A 22,777-nucleotide genomic window follows, 5' to 3' on the forward strand; every position below is an offset into this window, starting at 1 on the left:
CATGGGCAACGCCGTCAATGGCCAGGGAGCACATGCCGCAGATGCCCTCCCGGCAATCGTGATCGAAGGCGACGGGCTCTTCCCCGGTGACGGTGAGCCGCTCGTTGAGGACGTCCAGCATCTCCAAAAACGACATGTCGCCACTGATGCCTTCGACGTCGTAACTGATCATCCGGCCGGGGGAGTCAACGTCGTGCTGACGCCAAATGCGCAGGGTGATTTTCATTTGTAGCTCCTCTGCGTCAATTCCACAAAGTCGTACTCAAGGTTTTCCTTGTGCAGCCGGGGCGGGGCGTCGTCGCCGTCGAACTCCCACGCCGCGACGTAGGCGAACCCGTCGTCGTCACGCAACGCCTCGCCGTCGCCGGTCTGGCTCTCCGTACGGAAGTGGCTGCCGCAGGATTCCCCGCGATGCAGCGCGTCGATGCACATGAGTTCGGCCAGGCCAAAGAAATCGGCCACGCGGCCTGCACGCTCAAGGGTCTGGTTCAACTCCTCGTTGCTGCCGGTGACCTTGAGGTTGCTCCAAAACTCTGCGCGCAGGGTCCGGATGAGCTCGACGGCGTGGGCGAGCCCCTCGGCGTTGCGTTCCATCCCGCAGTATTCCCAGAGGATGGCGCCCAGTTCCTTGTGGAATGAATCAACGGTGCGTTCGCCGTTGATCGACAGGAACGCGTTAATGCGTTCCCGGACCGCTTCCACTGCCGCAACGACGTCGGGATGGGATTCATCCACGTCACCGGGGGTCGGGTTCTTGGCCAGATAGTCTCCGATGGTGTTGGGCAGGATGAAGTAGCCGTCAGCGAGGCCCTGCATCAGGGCGCTGGCGCCGAGCCGGTTGGCGCCGTGGTCGGAAAAGTTTGCTTCCCCGATGACGAACAGCCCGGGGATGGAGCTTTCCAGATCGTAGTCAACCCACAGCCCGCCCATGGTGTAGTGCACGGCCGGGTAGATGCGCATGGGCACCTGGTAGGGGTCTTCGTCGGTGATTTTTTGGTAGATGTCCAGCAGGTTGCCGTATTTCTCCTCGATCGAGGCACGGCCCAGGCGGGCGATGGCGTCGGCCAGGTCCAGGTAGACGCCGCGCCCGCCGGGACCCACGCCCCGTCCGGCGTCGCACTGGTTTTTGGCTGCCCGGGAGGCAACGTCGCGCGGCACGAGATTGCCGAAGGCCGGATACGCGCGCTCCAAATAGTAGTCGCGTTCCGTCTCGGGGATGTCCCTGGGGTTGCGGGGGTCCCCGGCCGTGACCGGCACCCAGATCCGGCCGTCGTTGCGAAGGGATTCACTCATGAGCGTCAATTTCGACTGGTGGTCGCCGCTGACGGGGATGCATGTCGGGTGGATTTGGGTGAAGCACGGATTCGCGAAGAGGGCGCCCTTGCGGTGGGCCCGCCAGATCGCCGTCGTGTTGCACCCCATCGCGTTGGTGGAGAGGTAGTAGGCGTTGCCGTAGCCGCCGGAGGCCAGCACGACGGCGTCGGCCAGGTGCGTCTCCAGCTCCCCGGTCACCAGGTCCCGGACAACAACTCCGCGGGCTTTGCCGTCGATGACGATAAGGTCGAGCATTTCGTGCCGGGTGTTGACCTCCACCGTGCCGGCGGCGGCTTGGCGCTCCAACGCCTGGTAGGCGCCCAGCAGCAGCTGTTGGCCGGTTTGGCCCCGGGCGTAGAACGTGCGGGAGACCTGGACGCCGCCGAAGGAGCGCGTATCCAGCAGTCCGCCGTAGTCGCGGGCGAAGGGTACGCCCTGGGCCACGCACTGATCGATGATGGCGGAGCTGACCTCGGCCAGGCGGTAGACGTTCGATTCCCGCGAACGGTAGTCACCGCCCTTGACGGTGTCGTAAAAGAGGCGGCGGACGCTGTCACCGTCATTGCGGTAGTCCTTGGCGGCATTGATGCCGCCCTGAGCTGCAATGCTGTGGGCGCGCCGGGCGCTGTCCTGGTAACAGAAACTCTTGACCTGGTAGCCGGCTTCGCCGAGCGTTGCCGCCGCTGAGGCGCCGGCCAATCCTGTTCCGACGACGATGATGGAGAGCTTGCGGCGGTTCGCCGGGTTGATCAGCTTGGCGCCGAAGCGGCGCGCCTCCCAGCGTTCCTGGATCGGTCCGTCCGCTGCCTTGGTGTCCCGGATGGGATCCCCCACCGTAAACAGTCCTGTCGTCACTGAACCCACCCCAGAAAAATCACCAGCGGCGGAATGAGGAATCCCACCAGGATTATAACGGCGACGACGGTTGCCGTGCCGTTGAGAACACGTCTGCGCGCAACAGAGGTGTTGGCGCCGAGGGAAGCGAAGGCGCTCCACACCCCGTGGCGCAAATGGAAGCCGAGCGCGATCAAAGCCACCGCATAGGAGATAACCACCCACCAGATGGAAAATCCATTGATCATGCGCTGGTATGGGCTCGCCGACGCCCCGCCGGGCGCGATGTAGTCGGCCGTCAGGTGCAGAATGTGGTAAATAACGAACAGGCCGATGATAATGCCGCCCCACCGCATGGTGAATGAGGAATAGCTGCGCTGGACGCCGCGCCGGTTCTTAGTACTTTCATATCGCCACGCGCCCTTGCCGCGTGTTGCCGCCCGTGACCGGTGCCACAGCGTGAACGCCGCATATATATGGACAAAGACGCTCAGGAGCAGCACCACGCGCACAATCCACAGCGCCCCGGAACGTGGCAGCAGTGGCTCGCCAATTTCACGCAAATACTCCGAATAGCCGTCGAACGCCTGCTGGCCTTCAAAGATTTTCAAATTGCCGTACATGTGGGCCAGCAGGAAAAGGATCATGATCAGTCCGGAAACTGCCATGCCCGCGTGCAGCACCACGGATGAACGCAGTGCCGCCGGCCGTGCCCCAACACCATTGATGGACATGAGCCCCACTCTAGACATTATTGGCCGAATGCACCATGAAACGATGTGACGTGAACGGAGTGCGTTTAGTTTCGTCACCTACGATGAAGCCATGGCCACCTTCGAACAGTCATTGCAGGAACAGCGGGTAACAGTCGTCGTCGGCGTCCCGGTGGATTCGCAGGTTGTCGGTGCCATCAAGAACGTGGATGGCAGGATTGACGTGCTCTGCCATGACCCCAGCTTGGAGCCGGCGGCGCGTCAGCGGGCGTTGGCGCAAGCGGAAATCGTGTTTGGAATTCCCGGCGATACGCCGGCTGGCCTGACGGAGCTGTTGCGCAGCAATGCCGCGCTGCGATGGGTCCATGCGACGAACCAGGGGGCGCTTGAACGGCTGCGCAGCGCCAACACCACTGGCGAAGGGCACGGGCGGATCCAGTTCACGGGCCCGGGTGGGAGCCATGCGGGGGCGCTGGCGGAATTTGCGATGTTCGGTCTGCTGGCATTTGCAAAGCAGCTTCCCGAAAGGCACACGGCCCGGCAGGATGCCGGTCATCCCATGTCAGAACTTGCCGGGCAGACGCTGCTCATCCTGGGGCTGGGGAGCGTCGGCGCCGAGGTCGCACGGCTGGGCAAGGCATTTGGCATGCGGGTCCTGGCCATGACCCGGACAGGCAACGGACATGCGCCGAATGTGGACGAGCTCCGGCCCGCGCGGTTCTTGGGGGATATGCTCCCGGTCTCGCACGCCGTGGTGCTTGCCCTGCCGCTGACCGAGCAAACCGCGGGACTGGTGGGTACCCGGGCGATCAGCAAAATACGATCCGACGCCGTGCTGGTGAACGTGGGGCACGGCGGCGTTCTTGACAGTCAGGCGCTCGTCAAAGGCCTTGAGCAAGGTCAGCCGACAGCCGTTGTGCTGGATGCGTTTTCCGCCGCGCAGCTGCCGGACTACAGTGTGCTCCGGTCGATGCCCAACGTGCTCATCAGCCCCCACACAGCCGCGGACACGCGCCAGGAAAACGCCCGCAACACCGAGTTGTTTATTGCAAACCTGCGTCGATACCTGCGTGGCGAGGAATTGGTGGGTCGGCTGTAGCCTGCTGCCTAGTGCTGGCCGTTGTTGCCCGCGGCGTCGGCGAAGACATCCGACAGCGGGAATTCGGCGTCGGCGAGCTTGGCGCCGTCGACCTTCAGGCCTGAGCGCACCAGGTCCTTGATGATTTCTGTGACGTCCCAAACATTGACGTTCATCCCGGCGAGCACCTTGTGGTCCCGGAGCCAGAAAACAACGAACTCAAGTGCGTTCCTGTCCCCGCGGAAGACGACCTGATCGTAACTGCCTGGTTCCACATGACCGGAGTACTCCATGCCCAGCTCATATTGGTCGCTGTAAAAGTACGGCACCTCGTCATATGCCGCAGCCAGGCCCACCATGGATTTGGCCGCGATGGCCGGTTGGCTGAACGCGTTGAACCAGTGCTCGATGCGGATGTGCCGGCCCAGCATGGGATGGAAGGCATTGGCGACATCCCCGGCCGCGAAAATGTCCGGGTCCGACGTGCGTAAGTGCTCATCGACCTTGATGCCGTTGTCCACGAGCAGCCCTGCCTCCTCGGCAAGGGACGTGTTCGGCAGGGCTCCAACGCCGACCACCACCAGGTCCGCATCCACCCGCGAGCCATCGTCCAGCTGCACACCCGTCGCCCTGCCATCGGCATTGGTGATGATGTGCACGGGGTGGGCGCCCGTCCGCAGGTCCACCCCATGGGACCGGTGGAGACGGGCGAAAACGCCGGCGGTTTCCCTGCCGAGAATACGGAGCAGGGGGACGTCACCGCGCTCCAAGAGGACCACCTCGACGTCGGCCGCGCGGGCCGCGGCGGCAACCTCCAATCCAATCCACCCGCCACCGATGATGACCACCCGCTTGGCCGTGGTGAAAGCGAACCTGAGCTGCAGGCTGTCTTCGACCCGGCGCAGGTAGTACACGCTGTGGGGTCCGGCATCGGGCAGCTCACGGGGGGAGGCGCCTGTGGCCAGCAACAGCTTGTCGTAAGCGGCTCGTTTTCCGCCAGCCAACTCAATTTTCCGCTGCGGGCGATCGATCGCCGTGACCGTGGTGCCGGTGTGAAGTTCGATGCCATGATCGGCGTACCACTGCTTCGGATGGACGTAGAGCTTCGCCCTTTCCGAGGTGCCCTGCAGAAAGCTTTTGGACAGCGCAGGCCTCTCGTAGGGCCGCTCGGGTTCCGCCCCGAATAGCAGGATGCGCCCGTTGAAGCCTTCGGTCCGCAATGATTCCGCGGCTTTTGCACCGGCCAAGCCGGCCCCAACGATCACGAAAGTTGGCTGTACACCCATGGGTTCGCTCCTAGTTCGGTTCCGGCGATTCTTCCTGGAGTCCATTGTTTTGCCGCCGCGGAACGCCCGGCCAGTCCCACTCCTCAAGGTAGCCCTCGCGTTGTGAACTCTCCCCGCCCGCGGCTCGGCTCAGTGGTGGATGAACTGTTCCATGGCTTTACCCACACTGGCGCCCCAGCTGCGGGCCCGGGCCAGCTCACCGTCATCAAGAGTGTAGTCCTTGGATACCAGGAAGCTCTCTGGCGAAATGACTGCGCGCGAACCTCGTTTCGTGAGCGCGTGCCCGATGTGCCCTGATGCTGCTCCTGAAAGGATCTGCACCATGTCCATTCGGGTGTCGAACGCTGCGCACAGGGCCGGAACCAGCGCGAGGTCCTTGATCCATTCACGCACCCCCGTTCCTGGCGCCGAGGGTTCGAGCGTCAGGTTCCTTGAATTGTCGTTGGCCCAAGCTGTTGCCTCTTCGCGTGACGAGGGCCTGGTCATGCCGTGCACGTGCGTGGGGCCACCGAGGACGAGCAGGTCGGCGGAGCGCGTGGCTTCCCTGGCGAGCTTGTCGTTGACGTTTGCTGTGACCACCGGGCCGAAGGGCGCGAGTCCTTCTGCGATCGCCAAGGCAATTCTGCGCGTGTTGCCAAACATGGATTCATAGACGACGGCGGTGCTCAAGTTAGTTGCCTTTTCTCAAGATGGATGGGTGGCAGGGTTCTGCTTCAAGACTTCCCGCCCCCGTCCCATTCCAGTAGGGTCGAACGTCCCGCCCTGGTCATCGCCTATGCCGTCATGGTCCCCTCGTACTTGACCTTATCTTCCGTACCTCGAGCTCGGCCTCAACCAGATCCGGGGCGGGGATCTGGCGGCCCTGGTTGTCGTCGCGCCTGCATGCCTCGTGGTTGGCGCAATGGCATGGCGGAACCATCCTGCCGCACCGGTGCTGGCCCTCGCACCGGCGCTCTTTGCGATGTACACCTATTTCCACCTGATTCCTGGCAATGAATACCTGCAGCTGCCCGGAAATGTTGGACGCTTCTTCCCCTTGCTCCTGGCCATGTTCTTGGTCGCGGCGGCTGTGGCGCTACTTGGTTGGACCCAGATCATCCCGGGGAATCTGCCCCCGATGTCCGGACGGCTCGGGCGGGGCAGTGGCATCCTGCAGGGTGCGGCCTGCCTCTCCCTCTCGGTGTTCTTTTGTCACATCTCACCAGCGAAAGTATGTTCCAGGGCTGATCGGGGATGGGACGGCAGCCATCAGGTCATGCGTCATGGGCTCCTGCATCGGATGCATGCACGACCAGGACCGGACAATGGGCATGGGCGGTGCAGGCCGAGCTGACGGATCCCATCAACAGTCCCCTAAATCCACCAAATCCACGCCGGCCCAGAACCAGTAGTGCGGCGTCTCGGCTGGCCTCAATCAGTGCCGGTCGTGCTGATCCTTGGAGCAGATGGGTCGTGAGGTTCCCGGGCCAGTCCAGTCCGAACGCACTTTCAATGGCAGCATCGAGAATCTTTTGGGCCGCCCCTTCAAAATCGAATGTGCCCAAGGCGTAGGGCGCTTCGTACACGCTGGGAAAGTTCCAGCACGTCAAGGCCTCCACTTGTGCGCCCAGGGGTTTCGCCAACCATACGGCCTGGCGCAGGGCCTCAATGGACGAAACAGAGCCGTCAACGCCAACGACAAACGTGTCAGCTTTATGGTTTGCACTCATTATTACTTCCTTGTATTCCCGCAATTTCACCGAACGGTCTTCACGGTTCCGGCGGTGTCCAGACCCAATCGCGGATCTCCGGCAGGTCCTCCAAATGTTCGTGGATGTAGCTTTCGTGTTTCGCGAGCATTGTCCGGCAGTGGTCGGCCAACTCTTGGGCTCCATCGAAGCGGCCCCTTACCCGGTACAGGGCCTCCAGGGCGACGTGATATCGGCTCATGCGGTTGAGCACCACCATGTCGAACGGCGTCGTTGTGGTGCCCTGCTCGCTGTAGCCGCGGACATGGAAGCGGCCCGGGCTCCTGCGCCCATGCAGCAGTTGGTGGAAGGCGCGGGCGTATCCGTGCCAGGCCACAATCACCTCGCCGTCAGGGGTGAAGAGGTTTTCAAAGTCGACGTCGGAGAGGCCGTGTGGGTGGGCGTCGCGCGGAGGCAGCACCAGCGCGTCCATCACATTGACCACGCGGACCCTCATTTCGGGGACGTGGTGCTGGAGCAGCCAGGCCGCAGCGAGCGTTTCCTCGGTCGGGACGTCGCCGGCGCAGGCCAGGACAATGTCCGGCCCGGTCGACGCCACTGACTCGTCAGGAGTGGTGATGGAGGACTGGGTGCCAGACAACGCTCCGGGGTGGGTGATCTTTCCGCTGGGCACGTCATCGTTTCCGGCCCAGTGCCAGATCGACGCGCCCGCGGCGGCATGGCGTCGGGCGTCTTCCAAGTTCAAATACTGTGGGTGGGCCTGCTTGTCCACCACCACCAGGTTCACGTAGTCCCTGCTGAGCAGGACATGTTCGGCTGCGGCCAACAAGGTGTTGGAATCCGGTGGGAGGTAGACCCGGATTACGGAGCCGGACAGGGACAGGACGGTATCGATCAGGCCCGGCCCTTGGTGGCTGAAGCCATTGTGGTCATTGCGCCAGCAGGTGGAGGTGAGAAGGATGTTCAGGCTCGGCACGGGGTTGCGCCACGGTAGTTCGCGCGCGTGCTGGAGCCATTTGGCATGTTGGACGGTCATGGAGGCGCTCACCATGGCAAACGCTTCATAGGTGGCAAAGAGACCATGCCGTCCTGTGAGGGCGTAGCCTTCCAACCAGCCCTGGCAAAGATGCTCGGAGAGGACTTCCATGACCCGTCCGTCCGGTGACAGGTGGTCATCACCGTCCAGGACCGGCTCCATTTGGCACCTGTCGGTGACTTCGAAGACGGCTCCCAGCCGGTTGCTGTTGGTTTCGTCCGGGCTGAACAGCCGGAAGCGCCGATCCTGCTCTGTGTCCGTGTAGATGTCCCGGAGCATTTCACCCAGCGGCCGGGTGGTTTCGTGCTTGGTGGACCCGGGGGTGCCCACCTCCAGGGCGTAGTTTTCCAACGGACGCAACGGCAGCGAAGCCAAGTCTGAGCCGCCGTTGGCCGAGGGCGTGGCTCCCATGCGCAACCGTCCCTGCGGGGCGATTGCCGCCAGTTCCGGCACCAGCCGGCCGTCCGCGTCAAAGAGTGTCTCGGGCTCGTAGGAGCGCAGCCAGGCCTCCAGCTGTGCCAAGTGGGCCGGATTTTCACGGACACCGGCCAACGGGACCTGATGGGCGCGGAACGTGCCTTCCACGGGAACGCCGTCAACAACGGCCGGGCCGGTCCACCCTTTGGGCGTGCGCAGGATGACGGCCGGCCAGCGTGCAGGACCGGTCGCCCCGTGACGGCGCGCCTGCTCCTGAATCTGGACAATCTGGGCGTGGGCGTTCTCCAGCGCCCGGGCAAGGTGGACGTGCACCAGTGCGGGATCGCTGCCGGAGACGACGACGGGGTCCCAGCCGTGAGCGCGCAGCAGCGCCACGACCTGCTCGTCGGACTGGCGGCCCAAGACTGTGGGGCCGGAGATCTTGTAGCCGTTGAGGTGAAGTATCGGCAGCACGGCCCCGTCCCGGCTCGGGTTCAGGAATGCCGGAGCCTTCCACGAACCTTCCAGTGGACCGGTCTCTGCTTCCCCGTCGCCAACAACGCAGGCAACAATGAGCCCGGGGTTGTCCATGGCGGCTCCAGTGGCATGGGCCAGCGAATAGCCCAGCTCCCCGCCCTCGTGGATGGAACCGGGTGTGGGAGGGCCGACGTGGCTCGGTATTCCTCCAGGGGTGGAGAACTGCCGGATCAACCGGCGGAGCCCCTCGGCATCCTGGCTGACGTGGGGATAGATTTCGGAGTAAGTCCCCTCCAAATACAGGTTTACAACCACGGCCGGACCGCCATGGCCCGGGCCGGCGACAAAGAGAATCTCGGCCCCGGTTTTTTGAATGAGCCGGTTTAGGTGGACATATATCAGGGACAGTCCCGGACTGGTGCCCCAGTGGCCGAGCAACCGCGGCTTGATGTGTTCCGCCGTGAGCGCGGTGCGGAGCAGGGCATTCTCCTGCAGGTAAATTTGCGCCACCGTCAGGTAGTTGGCGGCATCCCAATACCGGTTGAGGAGTCTAAACCCGTCCGGATCCCGTGTTGATGCGGCATCGTTCTGCGGCCTGGGGCTGGCTTGATCGAGTTGGCTGTTCAAGGTTGACTCCGTGTCCTTAGTAGTTGGATCCGAGCCCGGTTGACCGACTCATTGACGCAGGGACTGCACCTGCGCCATGTCCAGCGTGACAGCATCCAACTTGGAAGTTTAGGGACCTTGGACCCTGTGCCCGGAGGTGCGCCGACGTCGAACATGGAAGTGGCGGGACGGCAGTGGCGCACAGACGGTCCCGGTGGCGTGCAGCCCGTGCTGCGGGGTTCATAAGTGAAAGAGACGAAAGATGGTAAGAGCCATGGAGAACGAAACGGTCGGCGAGGGTACACGCGTTGTCGTCGGAGTTGACGGATCGCCTGAGTCGGTGCTGGCCCTGAAATGGGCGGAAACATTGGCGCCCGCACTTAAGGCAACCATCACCGCAGTCGCCGCTTGGCACGTGGAGGTCGTTTTCGGTTCATATGTGGTCCCTGACTGGGACCCGGACGCGAGTGCACGGCAGATTCTTGCGGACGCCGTGCGTGAGGCGTTTGGAGACAGCCCGCCCGAGGGATTTAGCGGGGTATGCGTACGTGGCGGGGCTGCCCAAGTCTTGATCGAGTACGGCAAGTCTGCGCAGATGCTCATTGTCGGCTCCCGCGGGCATGGCGGGTTTGTGGGCATGTTGTTGGGTTCCGTCAGCTCTGCCTGCGCTGAACACGCGAGCTGTCCGGTGCTGGTTGTTCATGGCCCGGCCGATGCCGCGGAGGTGCCGCTGGCTGCGGGCGCCCGCCACGAGGACACCGATGAGCCTGCCCGCAACGGCTGAGGCGGCAAGCACGGCAGAGCGCCCGATTGCCAGCACTGCCCAGCTCACCGCTGAGCAGGTTCTTCTCGACCTTCAGTCAACGGACAGCGGCCTGGGTGGCGACGAGGCAGCCCGGCGCTTGGCAGCCGTGGGCCCGAACGCCCTGCGGACCCACAAGGCAAGCCCGTGGCTGGTGCTGGGGCGGCAACTTCGCAGTCCCATCCTGATCCTCTTGATTCTCACGGCCGGGCTGTCCCTGTTCCTCGGGGACGCAACGAATTCGATTGTCATTGGTGTCATCCTGGTGGTCAGTGTCGGTTTGGGGTTCAGCAATGAATTCCGGGCCGAACGCGCCGCCGAGGCACTTCATTCACGCGTCACGCACACGGTCGTGGTCCTTCGGGACGGTACCGCATGCCAAATCGACGTGGTGGATCTAGTGCCCGGCGACGTGGTCCGGTTGTCCTTGGGTGCGATCATCCCGGCGGACATCCGGCTGCTGACCAGCAAGGACCTGGTCTGTGACGAAAGCATCCTCACGGGGGAGTCCCTGCCCGTCGACAAAACGCCGGTCCCCATCGCCGGCAATGCGTCCCTGGGGGACCTGGCCTGCATCTTGTTCATGGGGACCATCATCCAAACCGGCAGCGGCACCGGCGTCGTCGTCGCCACCGGCGGCCGCGCCGAGTTTGGCAAGATCGCCTTGGGCCTGGGGGAGCGCCAGCCGGAAACCGAGTTCCAGCTGGGCCTGAAGCGATTCTCCTTCCTGCTCCTGCAGGTAGCGGTCGGCCTGACCACGCTGATCTTCGTTGCGAACCTGCTGCTGGGCCGCCCGCTGCTCGTATCGCTGCTGTTCTCCCTCGCGATCGCCGTCGGCATCACGCCCCAGCTGCTGCCCGCCGTCGTCAGCACCTGCCTTGCGGCAGGCACCAGGGCCCTGGCCAAGCGGAAGGTGCTCGTCAAGCGGCTGGTCTGCATCGAGGACCTGGGTGACATGGACGTGCTGGTGACTGACAAGACCGGCACCCTGACCGAGGGGCACATCAGCTTCACGGCCGCCCTGCCCGCCCGTCCGGACGTCTCCGAGGCAGGGCTCTTTGTCCTGGGATTGGTTTCCACGGAGGCCGACTACTCCCACGGCACGGTCTCCACCGTGGGACAGAACCCCCTGGACTCCGCGCTCTGGGAGGCCCCGGCTGCCCGTGTTTTTGAACCGGGCAGCCACCGGCGGATGGATATCATCCCCTTCGACCACCGCCGCCGGATGACCAGTGTCCTGGTGGCCGATGTGGCCGGAAACCAGCAGATTGTCACCAAGGGATCGCCCGAGGATGTCATGGTGCTGTGCGCCGACGTTCCGCCGCAGGCCCAGGCCCAGCTGAATGAACAGTACGACGCCGGAGCTCGGGTCGTCGCCGTCGCAACCCGTTCCGCCCAGGGCATGAGCGCGATAGAGCCCGCCGATGAGCAGGGTATGCTCCTGGCCGGGTTCCTGGTCTTTCTGGACAGGCCCAAGGCCAACGCCAAGGAATCGTTGGTGGAGCTCGCATCCTTGGGCATCAGAGTCAAAATTGCGACAGGCGACAACGCCAAGGTTGCCGAAAAAGTATGCAGGGACCTGGGCCTGGTTTCCGGCGGGACACTCACAGGGGTTCAGATCGATGCCTTGACGGATCCCGAACTCGGGGAGGCAGCCAGGGAAACGACGATCTTTGCGCGCGTGTCACCGGAACAGAAAGCGCGGATCATCAGGCTGCTGCGCCAACAGGGCCGCGCCGTCGCGTTCCTGGGTGACGGCGTCAACGACGCCCTGGCCCTGCACCATGCCGACGTCGGCATCTCCGTGGAGAGCGCCACGGACGTCGCCAAGGACGCGGCGGACATTGTCCTGATGGACAAGGACCTGGGTGTCTTGGCCGAAGGGGTCAGGGAAGGGCGGCGGATCTTTGCCAACACCATCAAGTACGTCCTGATGGGGACCTCCAGTAATTTCGGCAATATGTTCAGTGCCGCCACGGCCTCGGTGGTGCTGAGCTTTCTGCCCATGCTGCCGGGACAAATTCTCCTCAACAACCTGCTCTATGACACCGGCCAGCTGGCCATTCCCGGGGACCGTGTTGATAAGGAACAGCTGCAAACCCCCTCGCACTGGGACATCGCGTTCATTCGGCGCTTCATGCTCGTGTTTGGTCCCATTAGTTCATTGTTCGACTTTGCCACGTTCGGGTTGATGCTGTTCGTCTTCAATGCTGCACCCGGGGAATTCCGGGCAGGCTGGTTCATTGAATCCATCGCCACCCAAACATTGATCATCTTTGCGATCAGGACCCGCCGGGTGCCGTTCCTGCGCAGCCGGCCCTCGGCCGGCCTGCTTTGGGCATCCCTGGCCGTGGTGGCCGTTGGCATTTACCTGCCGCTTTCTCCCGTTGGTGCGGTGCTGGGCTTTGATCCGCTGCCCGTCCCGTTCTTCCTGGCCCTGCTGGCCATGACAGTGGTGTATTTGGTGCTCGTTGAGTTGGCCAAGCAGTGGTTCTTCTCCCGGCCAGTCCAACAGCGGCCGGCCGTTCGGCGGCGGGGTCCCTTCCACCACGTTCACCGCCGTGCCGCCCGGTTCAGCGTTCCAGAACCCCTCCGCTCACCATGACCGCCCGACCACGTGCCGCCGCTTGGCAGGCGCGCCCGGACCGCGTCCGCCCTGAAAACGCGGGCGACCCGTGGGTGTTGGCCTACACCGACTTCGATCCAGTTGATGAAGGGCGCAGGGAGGCCCTCTGTACGCTGGGCAACGGTTACTGGGCCACCCGCGGCTCCCTCCCGGGCAGCGTGGCGGACGGAACCCACTATCCGGGAACGTATTTCGCGGGCGTCTACAACCGGGTCGTCAATGATCTGGCGGGGCGCCGCGACGAGTCTGAGCACATGGTCAACGCCCCTGACTGGACATTCCTGACCATCCAGCCCGAGGGTGGACCTGTCTTCCATCCCGGGATGGCGGAAATGCTCAGCCACCGGCAGGACTTGGATCTGCGCCACGGGATCTTGACACGCAGCAACCGCTATCGGGACGCCGCGGGCCGCACCAGCCGCGTCACCTCCCGGCAGTTCCTGTCCTTGGCACACCCGCACCTGGCGTCCCTGCAAACCACTGTTGAAGCCGAAGACTGGTCCGGTGACGTCGTCGTTGTCTCCGCCGTCAACGGCACCGTGGCGAACCGGAATTCCGCTGCCGACAGCCACCTCCCCGCTGATCACTTGGTGGCGGTAGGCGGGAGCGGGCTCGACGACGAAACGGTCTTGTGGGAGTCGAGGACCAACCAGTCCGGCATCAGCATCGCCGTGGCCATGCGCACCCGCCTGCGCAATGAAAACGGCGGCCAAATTCCGGGCAGGTACCGGCCGCTGCTTGAGGACGGCCGTGCCGGATGCACAGTAACCTTTGCCATTGAGCCCGGCCGGCCGGTCGTCATTGAAAAGACCGCGGCGGTCGCAACCTCGCGCGATCGTGCGCTGTCGACGGCGGTGCTGGGCGCCGGCCAGGGAATCCGCCGGGCGCCGGAGGCGGCGGAACTCTTGGCCGCACATGTACATGCCTGGGACACCATGTGGGAGGGATTTGCAGTCATACCGCGGGCAGGGCGGCCGGAATGTCAGGCTCTTAACCTGAACATCTTCCATGTGCTGCAGACCGTTGCGGCGGCGGGACCGGATTTGGACGCAGGCGTTCCTGCGCGCGGCTTGCACGGCGAGGGATACAGGGGGCACATCTTCTGGGATGAACTGTTCATCTACCCCATGCTCACCCTTCGCCGGCCGGACATCACACGCTCACTGCTGCTTTACAGATACCGCCGGTTGGATGAAGCACGCGCTGGCGCCCAATCCGCGGGGCTCGGAGGGGCAATGTTCCCGTGGCAAAGCGGCAGCGACGGCCGGGACGAGACCCCCGCGGCACTTTTCAATGCGCGGGACCAGCAGTGGATGCCGGACAACTCCCACCGCCAGCGCCACGTTGGCCTGGCCGTGGCCTACAGCGTGTGGCAGTACTACCAAGCCAGCGGAGACATCGAATTCCTAGCCAGGTACGGCACGGAGCTTCTCGTCGAGGTGTCTCGATTCTTCGCCGGCATGGCGATCCACAATCCTGCGGATGACCGGTTTGACATCGTCGCGGTGATGGGCCCCGACGAGTTCCACGACGGCTATCCCGACCACCCCGGCGGGGGATTGCGCAACAACGCCTATACGAATGTTCTGGCGTCCTGGGTTCTGGCGAAGGCTGGTGAAGCGGTTGCGCTGGTGTCCGCCGGCGACGGCGGCGAACTGTGCCGCCGCTTGTCGTTGCGTGCCGGGGAACTTAGCGACTGGGACCGGGTCAGCCGAAGACTCCGGGTTCCGTTCCACACGGATGGCATTATCAGCCAATTCGAGGGTTACGAAGCGTTGAAGGAATTCGATTGGGCCACGTACCGTGCCCGCTACGGTGACATCGGACGGCTGGATTTAATCCTCCAGGCCGAAGGGGACACCACCAACGGCTACAAGTTGTCCAAGCAGGCCGATGTCTTGATGTTGTTCTACCTGCTGTCCGCGGAAGAGCTGAGGGAGGCGTTCGACAGGCTGGGATATCCCCTCCCACCGGATCTCGTTCCCCGGACCGTCCGCTACTACCTGGCCCGGACAAGTCACGGTTCCACGCTGAGCCGGCTGGCGCACAGTTGGGTGCTGGCGCGCAGCGACCGGGAACAGTCGTGGTCGCTCTTCACCCAGGCACTGGAATGCGACATCGCATACACGCCGGGCGGGACGACCCAGGAGGGCGTCCATCTCGGGGCCATGGCCGGAACATCCGACATGGTGCTTCGTTGCTATGGCGGGGTGGAAACCCGCCAGGACACTTTGTGGCTGCATCCACTGTTGCCGCTGGAGCTGCCACAGGTTGACTTTCGGCTCTTCTTCCGTGGCCAGGCAATCAAAGTTCATGTGACCACTGACAGCATCGCCTTGCATCTGTCCGCAGGGCGGGCCAAACACATCAAGGTCCGTGTTGAAAATGTGCAGCGAACCCTTGGCCCCGGGGACAGCCTGTACGCATCGCTGTCATCGGGGGAATGCACCGTTACACGCCACTGAATCTGCAGGGTCCGGCTCAACGGAGCTGCCGGAACGTACCCAATCGCAGCGATGCATAGGCCAGGGCGCCGAGCGGAATCGGCAGCCAGAACTCGATCAGGCGCCAGCCAATCACCCCTAGGAGAGCTACTCCGGCCGGTGTACCAAAGCCGATCAGCGCTGGAACCATGACACCTTCAACAATGCCCAGTCCGCCCGGTGTCAGGGGCAGCATGGCCAAGATGCTTCCCACACCATATACGGTCAGGAGGGGTCCGATGCCAATGTAGTGTCCAAAGGCCGCCAAAAGCACCCACAGCGCCGCCGCGTCCAGCAGCCAATTGGCTGCGCCAAGCAGGAAATCCACGCCTATTCTGCGGGGGCTCCTTCCCAGCAGGAGAATTTGATTTGCCATCATGCGCAGAAAAGCCTCGGCTGAATTTTCACTCACCAGGGGAAGATGCCTGACCGTGGCCCGGGCAATCCCGATGGCGGAGTCCGTGTAGCGGGTCAGGAACCAGATTCCCAGGCCTGTTCCCAAAAGACCGAGAAATCCGGCGATGGACGCGGTTCGGTAGTAGCCATTTGCCGCGACCGTGGTGAGTGAAAGCAGCAGGCCAACCGCAAAGGTCGCAGCCAAGACCAGGTTTGACCCGGCAATTTCGATGGTGGCGGCCGTCAGCGCCTCGGCCGGGCGGGTGCCGGCACGCTGCAGCAGGCTAAACCGCACTGCCGCAGCAGTGGCTCCGCCGCCCGGCACCACGTGATTGACGCCCAGGTCAGCCAAATCAATACGAAGCAAAGTGAAGTAGCTGGGACGTCCCGGGCCCAGGACGCTTGCAGTCAAAGCGGAATAGGCCAGCAGGGACGACAGCTCAAGGATGCCTGCCAAGAGTACCAGGGGCAGTGAGATTCGCTCAAGCGTGCCCAGGGTTTGCACGGCATTGGAGTACTGCGGAACGATGATCCAAGGCACCAGGACAATCAGCACCAACGCAGAAGCAACGGCCAGGAGCCACTTCGGGATGTGCCGGTGAACCACGACGGGATTCGTCGCCGTCCCGGCAACCACGCCGGCCGACATGGCAGGACGGAGGTGACCGTCGTCGTCGGAGTGTGTGGCGTCCATTGTCCTCCAGCGTCCATTGCCAGGGCATGCCGGATTGGGGTGAATCCGCGCGGATGCCCAGCGTTGGTCTTGAGCCTAGGCTCGCGGGAAGACCATGGTTAGGGCTCAAAGACCCGGATTTGACGAAAACCTCGCGGGAATCAAAGTCGTGTCCAGTCGAGGCCGTGTCCGGTGGCTGTCGCCAGCCACGGCCACGGTGTGAATTAGGGCCTTTCGACTCTCCACCGAAGGAACAGCCGGGCCTACCGTTGGAAGTAGCGATGTGATTCTTCACGAGCTTTCAGCATCTCCAAGGACATGCCATGGCATTACCCGAGACAACGTCAGCGTCGACATTGCGGCCGAAGGCGAGTCCCTGGCCGCCGCGGCGTCACGGACCCGATTTCAAGCACCGACGAGCCAAGCCGCGCAGACTCCTCCGGGGCCAACAGGGCAAACTGAATTGTGGGCGGGCGGAAAGGAATGAGCTACATGGCACTAAGACAGCTGATCGTGGCCGGGGTGGACGATTCGCCCTCAAGCAGGGCCGCCGTCGAGTGGGCCGCCTACAGGGCGGAGCGGCTGCAGCACTCCCTTCAGTTGGTTCGCGCGGTGCCTGACTACCTGGTGTCGTTCGGGAACGTGGAATATCAAAGTGTTCAAGATGCACTGGGGGGCCTGCTGGAGAGCGAAGCAGCCAGGGTCCGTAAATTCGCGCCATCCTCGGACGTGCAGACGAGTCTCCACCTGGGGGAGCCTGCCGAGGTGCTCGCAGAGCTTTCCGGCGGTGCCGCCATGGTGGTGGTCGGGACGGACAGAACTGCCGATGAGCATGGGGAAGCGTTCGGCGCAGTCGATTTGCAGATTGCCATGAACGCCAAGTGTCCCGTGGCGGTGGTCCCGGTGGGGCAGACAGCCGGGCATGCCGGCGTGGTGGTTGGCATTGATGGTTCCCCCGGCTCAATGGACGCCGCATATTTTGCTGCCGCCGAAGCCGCAAGCACGGGACAGGTTTTGACGGTCATTTATGCCTCGTCTGCACATGCCGGGTGGCTGGACAGCAGTACCCGTGGGCCGGTGACTGCCAAGCGGGACGAGACGCAGGGGCGAATGATCCTGGAATCTGCCGTCGCCTGTCTGCGTGCCCGCCACATTCACCTGATCGTGTGCGACCGGTTTGCCAAGGATGATGTGCCTGCCAGGGTCTTGATCAATGCGGCGCGGGGCGCGGAGATGCTCGTGGTGGGCAGCCGTGGAAAAGGAGTAGTGCAGCATGCGCTCATGGGCTCGGTTGTGCGGGACCTGCTTTTGCAAGTTCCGTGTCCCCTTGTCCTGACCCGGCCGGTCTAGGGGACCGGGCAATGATCACTTTGAGGGCTTTGGTTTCCGCTGCGCGGGAGAAGGTGTCATACGCGTCGAGGATCTGGTCAAAGGTGAAGTGGTGGGTTGCCAGTTTTTCGGCCGGAACCTTATTCTGTGCCACGAGCTTGAGCAGCATGGGTGTGGTGCTGGCGTTGACAAGGCCCATGCTGATGGTGATGTTGCGGATCCACAGCTCTGCCATGTTGAGGGTGACGGCTTGGCCGTGAACGCCCACGTTGGCCACGTGGCCGCCCGGCCGGACCAGGTCCAGGGCCATGGTGAGTGTTTGCGGCGTTCCGACGGCTTCGATGGACACGTCCACGCCGGCCCCGTCGGTCAGGTCCAGCACTTGCTCCTTCCACCCTGTGGAGCCGGAGACAACGATGTCGGTGGCGCCGAATGTGAGGGCCTGGTTGAGGCGGTTTTCGTCCAGATCGATGGCGATAATCGTGGCTGCCCCATAGAGGCCGGCGGTCGCGATCGCGGCCAGTCCGACAGGGCCGGCACCGATGACGGCGACGACGTCACCTGGGGCGACGTGCCCGGCCTGGACGCCAATTTCAAAACCCGTCGGCAATATGTCCGAAAGCATGACGCCCTGGTCGTCACTGACGTTCGCTGGCAACTTGTGCAGTGAGTTGTCCGCGTACGGCACACGGACATACTCTGCCTGGCTCCCGTCAATGAGGTGTCCGAAGATCCAGCCAATGCCGGACATTCCTTCCTCGCAGAGGCAGTGGGAGTAGAGGCCGGTCCGGCAATTGGTGCAGTGGCCGCAGGACTTGATGCAGGAGATGATGACTCAGTCGCCCACTACAAGGTTGCTGACCGTTGAGCCCAGTTCGGTGACTGTGCAGACTCCTTCATGGCCCAGAATGCGCCCGTTTTGCACTGCGGAAACGTCGCCCTTGAGGATATGCAGATCCGTTCCGCAAATAGTGGTTGTGTCGACGCGGACAATGGCATCGCTGGGATGGAGGATTTTAGGATTTGGGACATCGGACCAGCTGATGTGTCCCGGACCGCCGTAGACGAGCGCTTTCATTGTCTGTCCTGTGGTCGTGTTCTTACTCAAAGGAGGCGCGCCGTGCATCCGACAACGGTGTTGTCCAGATGTCGGGCTTCGTGACTTGGAAGCGCCGCCCGCTGAGGTTCAAGGGGTGAATGCGCATGAGGTGGTTTTTGCTGCCGCCCTGCCAGGGTTGCAGTGGGAGGCGTTCCGCCTCGGCGAGTCCGGAGATTGCCTCGATCTGTTCGGCCCGGCCTCTCAGGACAACGCTCCAGGCCTGCGCCGATTCGGGCTCATAGCCGTCTATTTCGAAGGCGACTGGTGTGTTGCTCGTCGCGCCGTACAGTTTGGTTCCCTCTGCGGTTCGGAAGACGAGCGAGTCATGGTCCACTGCATAGTTGACGGGGAAAATGTCAGGGTGATCTTCAACGACAACAGCCAGCCGCCCGAGAACCTGTCCTCGCAGTAATTCCCAGCACTGGGCCTTTGACAAATTTTCAATGGTAGGGAACTCCGGTGTCGGTTCGATCGTCATGGGGCTAATTCTAGACACCGTGATCTACGGGTTGTAGGGCACAAAGTCCCCACCGGGGACGCCAGAAGGCAGAACGTGGTTGCGGGTCGCGGGCCCCGTCCAGATGCAGGGGATAGTACTGTCAGTACCGGTCCGCTTTTTTTGGGGCTTTGCGCACGATGGTCGATGTCCGATGTTTGATCGAGGGTGGTCTGGTGAAGGATTCTGAGGCGGAGAAGGTTGTGCCATTGTTGCCTGCCGCTGCGGGTACGCGGATTGAGGATTTGCTCAGGGAGTTTGTGGACCGGGCAGGGGAACTGCTCTCCACCCAGGAACGAATGCGCGGACTGTTGTCGGCTGTGGTCACTGTCGCCGAAGACCTGAGCCTGGATGCTGTTTTGGAGCGGGTCGTGAAATCCGCCTGCACGCTCTTGAACGCCCGTTATGCCGCGCTCGGTGTCATTGGTGAGGACCAGTCGCTGAGCCACTTTATTACCGTCGGCATCGACAAGGAACTCGTTCGCCGAATAGGTCCATTGCCCACCGGGCACGGTGTCCTGGGCCTGCTCACCAGTGACCCGCGCCCGTTGCGCCTGCATGACTTGCACGAGCACCCCGCCTCCTATGGGTTCCCGGAACACCATCCGCCCATGGTGTCATTTCTTGGCGTTCCCGTGCGGGTCAGGGGGACCGTATTTGGAAACCTGTATCTGACCGAAAAGGCGGGAGGCGGAGACTTCACTGCCGAGGACGAGGAATTGGCGGTCGCCTTGGCCGCTGCCGCAGGGGTCGCCATTGAAAATGCCCGCTTGTTTGAGGATGCCAGGCGCCGTTCGCATTGGCTGGAAGCGTGCATGTATGTCACCGGCCGAATGATGGACGACGAACGCAACATCACTGAAAGCAGTCTTGACATGATTGCCGCCACCGCATTGGCTGAGTCGGATTCCGCCCTGACCCTGATCGGCGTTTCTTCGGACAACAGCCCTGAACTCTATGTTGCAGCAGCGGCTGGAGAGCGGGCACCGCAATTGGCGGGCCGCTCACTGGCACTGGACTCCCCGGCGATCGCAGAAGTGTTGAGCACGGGTGTCCCCACGGTGTTCAAGGACGCCACTGACCTCCTCGGTGAAGTGGATGGGCCGGCATTTGGGCCAATCATTGTCATTGCCCTGGGCCCCCAAGGTGCGAATCAGGGCTTGTTGATCTTGGCACGGACCCAAGGTTCCGGCAGCTATTCCAAGCTAGTGGTGGAAATGAGTGCCGTGTTCGGCTCGCACGTTGCCTTGGCCCTGGAATTGGCGCGGACCCACCGCTTGCGTGAACAGATCATGGTTTTCACCGACCGGGACCGAATTGCCCGGGACTTGCACGACGTCGTCATCCAGCGGCTCTTTGCGGCAGGGCTCAGCGTCCAAAGCCTACAGCGGTTTATCACCGACAAGACGGCGTCCGAAAGGATCAGGGCAGTCACCACTGAACTGGACGAGACCATCCGGGATCTTCGTAACACCATCTACTCCCTGCGTGTGACTTCCGGCGAAACGGAGCTGCTCAGCGATTTGATCTTGAGGGCTGTCCGCAACGCCGCGAAGCCGCTTGCCTTCGCCCCCCGCTTGAATTTGGCCGGCCCCATCGACTCCGTGGTTTCAGACGAGACGGCCAAGCACCTTCTGGCGGTTCTGTCCGAAGGATTGAGCAACGCCGTGCGGCATTCCGATGCCGGCGCCATCGAGGTTTCCGTGGAAGTGACCGTGGACAACGTGACCGTCATTATCGACGACGACGGTGTCGGCGTGGGTGAACCCGGCCACCGAAGCGGGCTTTCAAACATGGAACGGCGGGCCAAGATCCTCAGTGGAACTTTTGGTCTTGAAAGTACTGGCATCAGGGGTACCCGCCTGACTTGGCGTGTTCCTGTCGTGGAGGCTCAATGATGATCCGGTGCAGCCATCCATTCCTTGTCCGTAATGAAAATGGCCGCTTGCGTGCGTCGTTCAAATCCCAATTTGGCCAGGAGTGAGGAAACATAGTTCTTGACGGTCTTTTCGGCCAGAAACATCTCGCGACCAATTTCCCGATTGGTCATTCCCGTTCCAATGAGTTTGAGTACACGGCCTTCCTGGGGCGTAAGGGCGGAGATGCGGGGATCCACCCGATCAGGTTCGGCCAAGCCCTGAACCACTTTCGCCATGACGTCGGGGTTGAAAAGTGACTCTCCCTTGGCCGTGCGACGCAGGGAAGTCAGCAGGTCTGTGCCGTCGATTTCCTTCAACACATAGCCGGAGGCTCCTGCAAGGACTGCGCCGCGCAAGGCCTGCTCGTCGTCGTAGCTGGTAAGTATGAGGCATCTCAGGGTTGGATCCACCGACCTGACATCACGGCAGACCTCAATGCCTGTTCCATCGGGCAGCCGTGCGTCCAACACTGAAACGTCTGGATGCAGGGCCGGAATGCGGCGGGTCGCTTCCAGCGCGGAACCAGAGGAACCGATGACTTTGAACCCCTCGCCCTCAAGCAACTCCTTGAGTCCGCGCCTGACGAGTTCATGGTCGTCGAGTATGAAGACCGTGATGGGTGCCGTGGTGACCGGCGTCGTTACTGGTTCAGGCGTAGCTTTCCGATCCATCGTTGTGCTTCTCCGTCCGTGCTCGTGGCTCCCGCTTGGGGAATCTCCAACCAGGGGATTCACATCCCCTGGTTACGTTGTATCAGTCATGTCAGTCTGGCGGCCGCATCAACGGTCAACAAGGGCCGAAAGCCCCTTGGAACGCCAGCCCGAATTCGCGGCGAAGCGCTGTGGGGGAGGCCTGAGTTCCCCGAGAGTGGGAGGACTTCGGGTAGGGGTGCGTCGTTCGTGGCCCATTTAGGGGAGGAGGTTCAAGGACGTGTCCCAGTTGAAGTTGTCGTGTTCGGGGCTGACCTGCAGGCCCATGACCAGAAGCATCATGGCCTCAAGGTCACGCGCCCGTCGGAGCGGGCCGACATCGATGGGGCGCAGGCCCGAGGCGGCAACGACGGCGCTGACCTTGACCTTGGCCTGTTCCGAGTCGCCGGCGATGAAAACATCCAACGGTATTCCTGCCACCGACCCGGACTCCAGCGGCTTGGCGAAGCAGGTATTAAACGCTTTGACCATGAAGGCCTCCGGGCTCGCATGGAGGGCGATCTCTTCGGCTGCTGATGTTCCTGCGGGGACCAGGAGGTGGTCGAAAGTGGCCAGGTCGACTGGGTTGCTGATGTCCACGATGACCCTTCCTGCCAGTGCATCGCCGTAGAAGGACACTGATTTCTTGGCCTCTTCGAAGGGAACCGCAAGGAAGAGAATTCCACCTTCGATAACTGCTCCTTCTCCGCCGCCCTGGGCTCCGGCGCCGAGGAACTCGACAAGCCCGCGGGTTTTTTCGCCATTGCGTCCCAAGATCTGCACGGAGTGCCTGGCCTTGAGCATGCGAACGGCGAT

The 22,777-nt window shown here is 62.8% G+C and carries 17 protein-coding genes and 1 pseudogene; 6 read left to right on the forward strand and 12 right to left on the reverse strand.

The genetic code is table 11. From position 1 onward, the window contains the following. The 3 genes from CVV68_RS20985 to CVV68_RS20995 all read right to left on the reverse strand — a co-directional run. A partial coding sequence (locus CVV68_RS20985) for a 2Fe-2S iron-sulfur cluster-binding protein (protein ID WP_245933701.1) occupies positions 1–226 on the reverse strand: 226 nt, incomplete at its 3' end. Beyond that, on the reverse strand, positions 223–2,178 hold the full coding sequence (locus CVV68_RS20990) for a fumarate reductase/succinate dehydrogenase flavoprotein subunit (RefSeq protein WP_211320944.1): 1,956 nt from the start codon (positions 2,176–2,178) through the stop codon (positions 223–225). The genes CVV68_RS20985 and CVV68_RS20990, both read right to left, overlap by 4 nt. Continuing rightward, the gene (locus CVV68_RS20995; protein ID WP_211320945.1) at positions 2,166–2,882 is read right to left on the reverse strand and encodes a succinate dehydrogenase cytochrome b subunit; all 717 of its coding nucleotides are present in this window, start codon (positions 2,880–2,882) and stop codon (positions 2,166–2,168) included. Before CVV68_RS20995 ends, CVV68_RS20990 begins: the two co-directional genes overlap by 13 nt. A gap of 91 nt (positions 2,883–2,973) precedes the next feature. Here CVV68_RS20995 and CVV68_RS21000 point away from each other — a divergent pair, with 91 nt between their 5' ends. Further along, the gene (locus CVV68_RS21000; RefSeq protein WP_110502946.1) at positions 2,974–3,960 is read left to right on the forward strand and encodes an NAD(P)-dependent oxidoreductase; all 987 of its coding nucleotides are present in this window, start codon (positions 2,974–2,976) and stop codon (positions 3,958–3,960) included. An 8-nt stretch (positions 3,961–3,968) separates the two neighbouring features. Here CVV68_RS21000 and CVV68_RS21005 read toward each other — a convergent pair whose 3' ends face one another. From CVV68_RS21005 to CVV68_RS21020, 4 genes are all read right to left on the reverse strand, one after another. Further along, positions 3,969–5,225: an NAD(P)/FAD-dependent oxidoreductase gene (locus CVV68_RS21005; protein WP_110502947.1), complete on the reverse strand. Its 1,257-nt coding sequence runs from the start codon at positions 5,223–5,225 to the stop codon at positions 3,969–3,971. A 129-nt stretch (positions 5,226–5,354) separates the two neighbouring features. Beyond that, entirely contained in the window at positions 5,355–5,894 is a 540-nt protein-coding gene (locus CVV68_RS21010) for a flavodoxin family protein (protein WP_245933702.1), read from the reverse strand. Positions 5,895–6,478: 584 nt separating this feature from the next. Next, entirely contained in the window at positions 6,479–6,934 is a 456-nt protein-coding gene (locus CVV68_RS21015; protein WP_110502948.1) for a universal stress protein, read from the reverse strand. Between the two features lie 40 nt (positions 6,935–6,974). Continuing rightward, positions 6,975–9,470, reverse strand: a complete 2,496-nt coding sequence (locus CVV68_RS21020) for a phosphoketolase family protein (protein WP_110502949.1) — start codon at positions 9,468–9,470, stop codon at positions 6,975–6,977. 253 nt (positions 9,471–9,723) lie between these two features. Between CVV68_RS21020 and CVV68_RS21025 the strand changes: the two genes are divergently transcribed. From CVV68_RS21025 to CVV68_RS21035, 3 genes are read left to right on the forward strand one after another with little or no spacing between them, the layout of a single operon-like run. Beyond that, entirely contained in the window at positions 9,724–10,233 is a 510-nt protein-coding gene (locus CVV68_RS21025) for a universal stress protein (RefSeq protein ID WP_110502960.1), read from the forward strand. Further along, a complete protein-coding gene (gene mgtA, locus CVV68_RS21030) occupies positions 10,211–12,856 on the forward strand; it encodes a magnesium-translocating P-type ATPase (protein ID WP_170133280.1) in 2,646 nt (881 codons plus the stop codon). Before CVV68_RS21025 ends, mgtA begins: the two co-directional genes overlap by 23 nt. Continuing rightward, the gene (locus tag CVV68_RS21035) at positions 12,853–15,342 is read left to right on the forward strand and encodes a glycoside hydrolase family 65 protein (protein ID WP_110502951.1); all 2,490 of its coding nucleotides are present in this window, start codon (positions 12,853–12,855) and stop codon (positions 15,340–15,342) included. Before mgtA ends, CVV68_RS21035 begins: the two co-directional genes overlap by 4 nt. A gap of 16 nt (positions 15,343–15,358) precedes the next feature. Here CVV68_RS21035 and CVV68_RS21040 read toward each other — a convergent pair whose 3' ends face one another. After that, positions 15,359–16,450: a lysylphosphatidylglycerol synthase transmembrane domain-containing protein gene (locus CVV68_RS21040; protein ID WP_110502952.1), complete on the reverse strand. Its 1,092-nt coding sequence runs from the start codon at positions 16,448–16,450 to the stop codon at positions 15,359–15,361. A 471-nt stretch (positions 16,451–16,921) separates the two neighbouring features. Here CVV68_RS21040 and CVV68_RS21045 point away from each other — a divergent pair, with 471 nt between their 5' ends. Further along, positions 16,922–17,779: a universal stress protein gene (locus tag CVV68_RS21045; protein WP_170133281.1), complete on the forward strand. Its 858-nt coding sequence runs from the start codon at positions 16,922–16,924 to the stop codon at positions 17,777–17,779. A gap of 7 nt (positions 17,780–17,786) precedes the next feature. Here CVV68_RS21045 and CVV68_RS21050 read toward each other — a convergent pair. Both CVV68_RS21050 and CVV68_RS21055 read right to left on the reverse strand, forming a co-directional pair. Beyond that, positions 17,787–18,836, reverse strand: a pseudogene (locus tag CVV68_RS21050) (zinc-dependent alcohol dehydrogenase family protein); the annotation flags it as partial. 22 nt (positions 18,837–18,858) lie between these two features. Beyond that, entirely contained in the window at positions 18,859–19,335 is a 477-nt protein-coding gene (locus CVV68_RS21055) for a pyridoxamine 5'-phosphate oxidase family protein (protein ID WP_110502954.1), read from the reverse strand. 194 nt (positions 19,336–19,529) lie between these two features. Here CVV68_RS21055 and CVV68_RS21060 point away from each other — a divergent pair, with 194 nt between their 5' ends. Next, positions 19,530–21,251 (forward strand): GAF domain-containing sensor histidine kinase, encoded by a 1,722-nt coding sequence (locus CVV68_RS21060; RefSeq protein ID WP_306415717.1) that lies wholly within the window; start codon positions 19,530–19,532, stop codon positions 21,249–21,251. Here the strand turns inward: CVV68_RS21060 and CVV68_RS21065 are convergent. After that, complete coding sequence (locus tag CVV68_RS21065; RefSeq protein ID WP_110502956.1) at positions 21,245–21,943, reverse strand: response regulator; 699 nt, start codon at positions 21,941–21,943, stop codon at positions 21,245–21,247. The genes CVV68_RS21060 and CVV68_RS21065 overlap by 7 nt on opposite strands. Positions 21,944–22,180: 237 nt before the next feature. Further along, positions 22,181–22,777: NADPH-dependent F420 reductase (locus CVV68_RS21070; protein ID WP_170133282.1), on the reverse strand; the 597-nt coding region annotated here is incomplete at its 5' end.

Source organism: Arthrobacter livingstonensis (assembly GCF_003219815.1).
Lineage (GTDB): Bacteria > Actinomycetota > Actinomycetes > Actinomycetales > Micrococcaceae > Specibacter > Specibacter livingstonensis.